Annotated in this window: 7 protein-coding genes and 1 pseudogene; 1 reads left to right on the plus strand and 7 read right to left on the minus strand. The window is 35.7% G+C overall.

Annotated elements, in window-relative coordinates:
- Nucleotides 1-323: 323 nt before the first annotated feature.
- Both SFC47_RS25630 and SFC47_RS25635 read right to left on the minus strand, forming a co-directional pair.
- A complete protein-coding gene (locus SFC47_RS25630) occupies nucleotides 324-1,436 on the minus strand; it encodes a S8 family peptidase (RefSeq protein ID WP_411257362.1) in 1,113 nt (370 codons plus the stop codon).
- A gap of 239 nt (nucleotides 1,437-1,675) precedes the next feature.
- Nucleotides 1,676-2,275, minus strand: a complete 600-nt coding sequence (locus SFC47_RS25635) for a class D sortase (RefSeq protein WP_411257367.1) — start codon at nucleotides 2,273-2,275, stop codon at nucleotides 1,676-1,678.
- Nucleotides 2,276-2,486: 211 nt separating this feature from the next.
- On the opposite strand from SFC47_RS25635, the gene SFC47_RS25640 reads away from it, so the two are divergent.
- Complete coding sequence (locus SFC47_RS25640) at nucleotides 2,487-2,900, plus strand: excalibur calcium-binding domain-containing protein (RefSeq protein WP_411257363.1); 414 nt, start codon at nucleotides 2,487-2,489, stop codon at nucleotides 2,898-2,900.
- A 149-nt stretch (nucleotides 2,901-3,049) separates the two neighbouring features.
- On the opposite strand, the gene SFC47_RS25645 is transcribed toward SFC47_RS25640, so the two are convergent.
- The 5 genes and pseudogenes from SFC47_RS25645 to SFC47_RS25665 form a co-directional block, all read right to left on the minus strand.
- Nucleotides 3,050-3,238 carry a hypothetical protein gene (locus SFC47_RS25645; protein WP_411257368.1) on the minus strand — a complete coding sequence of 63 codons (189 nt, stop codon included), beginning with the start codon at nucleotides 3,236-3,238 and terminating at the stop codon, nucleotides 3,050-3,052.
- Between the two features lie 118 nt (nucleotides 3,239-3,356).
- A pseudogene (locus SFC47_RS25650) lies at nucleotides 3,357-3,850 on the minus strand (DinB family protein).
- Nucleotides 3,851-4,015: 165 nt separating this feature from the next.
- The gene (locus SFC47_RS25655; RefSeq protein WP_411257364.1) at nucleotides 4,016-4,405 is read right to left on the minus strand and encodes a hypothetical protein; all 390 of its coding nucleotides are present in this window, start codon (nucleotides 4,403-4,405) and stop codon (nucleotides 4,016-4,018) included.
- 27 nt (nucleotides 4,406-4,432) lie between these two features.
- Nucleotides 4,433-4,633 carry a helix-turn-helix transcriptional regulator gene (locus SFC47_RS25660; protein ID WP_411257365.1) on the minus strand — a complete coding sequence of 67 codons (201 nt, stop codon included), beginning with the start codon at nucleotides 4,631-4,633 and terminating at the stop codon, nucleotides 4,433-4,435.
- A 208-nt stretch (nucleotides 4,634-4,841) separates the two neighbouring features.
- Nucleotides 4,842-5,696 carry a GNAT family N-acetyltransferase gene (locus SFC47_RS25665; RefSeq protein WP_411257366.1) on the minus strand — a complete coding sequence of 285 codons (855 nt, stop codon included), beginning with the start codon at nucleotides 5,694-5,696 and terminating at the stop codon, nucleotides 4,842-4,844.
- Nucleotides 5,697-5,967: the final 271 nt, after the last annotated feature.

Genomic DNA, 5,967 nt, shown 5'->3' on the forward strand with positions numbered 1-5,967 from the left:
CACTAACTGCTCTAAATTAGACAAAAATCCAATGATTTTGTCGTATAAACGGAAAAGCTCCCCTTATTTTATATGAAATAAGGATATTTCATAATTTAGCGGGAATTTCTCCCTTTATTTTTCATGCACAGTGAAATCAACATTCAGAAATCCATGGGATTTAGAATCTATTCAAGAAGATACCATAAAAAATAGCACGGGTGACAGTAAACTCATCATTAGCTATTTAAAATTAAAGACCATCCAACTGGATGGTCAGAATGTCGAGCAAGGTATCTTTTCTCGACAATTTTTATTTCATTTGAGTATAGTGTTCTAGGATACTATAATTCAGCAGCCTCAATCAAAGCTGAAAGAGCGTTAATTCTTCCAAATTGGTATAGAACTCCAGAGCCCGGAACATCATCAGTAGTTGATTCAATCGCTTGACGGATTTGTACGTTTGTAAGTGAAGGGAATGTTGCTTTGATTAACCCTGCAAGGCCACCAACAAGTGGAGAAGCCTGAGAAGTTCCAGAAAGAGAACCAAAGTTTAAAGCACCCTGTGAATTTGGAAAAGTAGGTAATGTAGAAAATATATTATCTCCTGGAGCTGCAACATCTACTCCATCTCCAAAATTTGAAAAACTTGCTTTTTGGTCATTTACATCTGTTGCTGCGACACTAATAACCACAGGGTATGCAGCAGGAAAATTCGGATCAGATGAATTATCATTTCCAGCTGATGCAACTAGAACCAATCCTTGATTAAATGCAAAAGTGACAGCATCACTTACAAGATTGGAATCAGTCGTGCTACCAAAGCTCATATTAATAATATCTGCTCCATTGTTTGCAGCAAAAAGGATTCCATTCGCAATCCAGCTGAATAAACCAGTACCATCATCACCTAATACTTTCAAATTCCATAGGTCACATGAATTAAAGCTAATACCCGCTCCAAATAATCCATTATTGGTGTCTGCTCCTGCAATGCCAGCAACATGTGTTCCATGTCCAAAAAGATCAGGGTCTGGTGAATCAGTGAAATTCATGGATACTGTTACTTTTCCAGCCAAGTCAGGGTGTGTTGAATCAACTCCTGAATCCAAAATGGCAATATCAACATCTGTACGTGAGCGTTCCGAGATACACCAAGCCTCTGGTGCCATAATCTTTGGAAGACCATACTGTACATTGAAATTAGGATCATTCGGGATAATTCTACAAAGACCAGTTGCATGAAATTTACCGTCTAGCTCTATATAGCGTACATATTTGCATGACCGGTATCGGCCCACAACAGTTTGATGAGATTTTACAGGAACCGTAACAACATGGGCATTAAGCTCGTCTATTGACTGGATAAATTGTGCTCCTAGGTTTGCATGAAGCTCTAAACATTCCTCTTTTGAAGCTTGTGGGTAAAACCCTATGATTAAGCGTTGTTCCGCCAAAAAAAGCACTCTCCTTTAAAAATTTATTAGAGTAGAGATTAAAATTTAGATTAAGGTATGCACCAAATTTCCTTTCTTAGATAAAAAAATGTTTTATCTCCTCTCTCATGTACTATTTATTAATTCGAACTTTATTGGTTTGGTTTGGACAAACTAATTATTCTTTGAACTTTTACTTAAAAAAAAATTTATATAATACAAAAAATATAGAACACATCAAGAAAGTGTGTTCTATCATTTTAACTATTGTCTTTATTCTGTTTATAAACCAAATCTGCTTGTACTATATATCTCTTTGGTGCATTTCCTACGAAATAAAAGGGATAACAGGTAGTTAGGGTTAGCGTTGGTGTTTGTTTTTCTACGATCACGGTCTGGTCCTCAGCATCGGTAATCCATATCTTTGATATCTTATAAGTATAAATAGAATCATCATATTCAAGCTTTAATGTCTCGCTTTCCTTTAATTCTTTTAATCGATAAAATATCGTATCCCGATGACCGCTGAGGACAGTATGCCCGCCTCCGTCAGGGGCTGTCGTAAATCGACTGACATACATCCCCACTCCTCTTCTTAAGGTTTCTTTATCCGCTCCCCAATAGACGGAATACTTTTGCTCTATTTTTGGGACGAGTAAGAAAGCAACCTTCTCGCCCTGCTTATGATCAACCTCAGAACTTGGCTTTTGTTTTTGAATTTCAGGTTCAGTAATAACACTCGATACCTCTTGTTTCGCTGCTTCTTTTTCTTCCTGTTCGAATTGCTGAATTTCCTCACTTGTAAGTTCGTGTGCAGAAGAACGCCCCATTTTCCACTCTAAAAAATGGTAACTCCCCATTAAAACACCAGCCAAAATCAAACAAATCCCTATCAGCCTGCTCAAAACAATCCCTCCAACTCTATGTACACCCTTATTATCTCGTCTCTACATTTGAGTATTCTTCCTATGATAATTAAAAGGAAAATTTTAGCTTACTTGAATAAACACGGAGGGATTGTAAGAAAGTATACCTTGTAGATGGAGTATCAAATACCGAGGAGGATCACAAATGAAAAAAGGATTACTTTCATTATTATTAACTAGCTTATTATTTGTATTTGGATTACAAAGTGTAAGTGCAGCAGGTGTTAATTGCTCTGATTTTAGTACTTGGAATGAAGCACAAACGTATTTCGAACAGAACGGTGGAAGTCCAACAAACAATGTAGAAGGCTTAGACCGTGAGGGAGATGGATTAGCTTGTGAGGGACTTCCTGGTGCCCCTGATAAAGCGACTTGGTCTTTTGACACCGACCGTTTATTACCTGGAACAACTGGTAATGCAGGAACTGGCGGAGCTGGTGGAGCTACAGGCGGGACATTACCGAATACCGCTACAAACAATGTAACAGGTATTATTGTTGGTGCGATCACCATTATGGCAGGCTTTTTATTTCTTTTTCGTAGGAAGAGAATCAACTAAAAACTAACAAGTTTACTCCATCAAAAAAGGACGGGTGCTGTAACCCGTCCATTTCTTTGCGCTAGACCTGTATTTGACAATATTGAAATGTCGCTTATTTCATTAAAGCCAGAGTTACTTTAAGTCCAATACTTCACAATCTCATCGTACTATGAAACAACCTCAAATTTCAGGGTGTTACGTTTTACTATGATATATTTACCTGTTGATTTATTCATTACTTGAGACACTTCCTTCGTATGCGTTATCTCAATCCAATCATTTTGTATATCCACCAGTAATTTTACTTCCACATTACTTTCCCCATATTTTAAACCACTATACGATAATTTTGTCATCGTAATCATCCCTTTCCGCATCGATTCCTCTTCTACCATGGATAAAAAATAGACCATCGTGATGATGGCCTTGCTTAACTAAAGCATCTTTTAGTAGAAGCCGCTGGTCAACTTTTATTTATTCATCTTCTCTTGTATCGATTTTCCAGCTATTTTGTAACTTTCGGATATAAATAATCTGTCCAATGTGATAGGCGTTATGAGTTGATACATTTCCAAGAACTTCCCACCATTTCACATTTTCAGAAAAACCATTAACTTGACTCTCGACTTTTTCTTCATGTAATAACTCTTGCCAAAGTAAAAGCACCTCTAATAGTTGCTTTTCTAAATAGCAAATGTTTGATTTTCAGGAATTAAAAAGCTTTTTTTATTATTTCCTATGGAAGGGACAGCATCAACATGAGATTCTTGATACCTAGTTTGCCATGTTTGATTCCAATAAAGTAAATGCTGCACAATTTCAGCAATGCTATTACTATTCTCGTTTGGCTTCCAAAATGCCTGTTCCTCAGACAATCCTTTTATTGATTCAGAAAATGGCAGGTACCAGCTAGGGTCATTCGCATTTGCCAACAACTGATCCAATAAAACATCATTTGCATGAACCATAACCAACACTCCTAAAATAAATATAATTTTTCTCTAAACAATGACCTCTTATTAAATTCTGCCTAGTATATTGATTTTCCTGTTATAGTTCAATAAGAAAATGACTGCAGTATTTAGCAGCTAGTCTTAAGTTAGAACCCTGTTAGTTTAATAAGAAACAAAACATTAAAGGCGTTTTGACAATACAATAAAAGAAGTAAAAACAGTTATTATTGTTAAAGTTATTAACAAACTTACTGTTTGGTATCCATTTAAGTCAATGATTTCAAATTGAAAAAGTGACATGAGAATAGCCATATAACCTAAAATAAAGAAATAACTAAAAAACATTCCTCTTTCTCGTATTCTTTTTGACCGTTCATCATTTTCTTTAAATTGTGGATATAAATATGATAGACAAAAAGACAAAATTGTCGTACCTAAAAAAACAAGCTCATGTCCAACAAAGAATTTCCCTGTTGAAATACTGGCAAAACCTATTAACAAACTATTAATTAAGATTATAAAGCCACTTATTAAGAAAAACCTTCTCCCTGATTTACTACTCATTTGCATGAAAATCCCCTCCTATCAAAGCAAATATTATTCTTCATCTTCTAAAAGAAAAACTCTTTCCACAATTGTGTTAAAACAACGTGCAATTTGAATAGCGAGAGGCAGCGAAGGATTGTAACGCCCCTTTTCAATCGAAATAATTGTCTGTCGCGATACACCCAACATTTCTGCCATTTGTTCCTGAGAAATTCCATTCTCTTGCCTTAATTGTTTCATTCGGTTTTTCATTAAGAAATCATTCCTCTCTATATATCATTATAATGTAAAGGAAACTTTACTGTAAAGGATGCTTTACATAAAAAAACACATCTTATAGATGTGCTTTTTGCAAACTATATTTTTTAAACTTTTCTTCCCCGTTAATTCAAAAAGGAAAAATGACCGCCGCAGCGATCATTATCCTGAACAAAAACACCCAATAGTTTAAGTAGTAAGATCATTCTTCTTTATCAAAACCAAGATGAATAGAATCCGCAATCCTTTCATAGCCTATTTCCCTATAAATCTTATTCGATGTCGGATTCATCATATCTGTGTATAGAACACAAAACTCGAAGTCTTTGAGTAGTTCTCTTGAAATCGCCGTAACAAGCGTCCGAGCATATCCCTTTTTACGCTCCTCCTTTGGAGTAAAAACAAAACTAACCGTAACACCTTTCTTTGTCGGACGTGACTTCTTCATCATCGACACAATCTTACCTTTATCCTCCCAAAGAAAAACCTCTCGTTCCTTTAAAAACATGGCAACACGTTTTTTCACGTCTTCGATTGGCGAAATCGGCAATCCAGTATCTCTTTCAAATAAGTTGAACCACTTCTCGATAAGTGAAGAATCACTTTCTTCTGCATAGCGCCACGTACCCGGACTATGTTCAAGATTTTCATTTACCTTATTTAATCGATACAAACCCTGATCCATAAGCAGTCGATGAGTTCTACTTGTTTTGATTTTCCATTTCTCCGCGACTTTGTATGCCCACGGTTTTAAACTGATGATGGATTGAAAGTTAACTTCAAGTTCGACCATTTTTTCTATAAAAACATCGATTATTTCTTCTAAACGTGTTTCATCAACAAAAATTAGATTTAATGGATGCGGGGGTGTCATTTGGAAAAGAGCTAATACTCTTCCATCCTCCTCAATTGTCGCCATAAATGGATTCTCATAATGACCAGCTTTAATTGCTTGCAGTATACCCCAAAAAAGACTGAATACATCCTCCTTTTCCGATAGTATTGGTTCTATCTTTCTCTCAAAGTCATGAGCATTATCATAAACTATAAATTTCATTATTTATCTCTCCCCAAAATTGGATACATTACTATTTCTATATTTAATTTTATTTTACCTTTATTGAAATGCTAAAACATACATCACAGAAAAAAAGACCTTTGTTAAGGTCTCAGTTGTCGAGAAAATCTCGACAGCCTTTAATATCTTTAACAATGACAAATCCTACTGGCTGACAAACGATTTGTCTTCAAGACCCCGGATGAAGGACAAATCCTACTGGCTGAAACAAACGATTTGTCCTCAAGACACAGGATGAAGGACAAATCCT

It is taken from the genome of Neobacillus niacini, assembly GCF_046591715.1.
GTDB lineage: Bacteria > Bacillota > Bacilli > Bacillales > Cytobacillaceae > Neobacillus > Neobacillus niacini_L.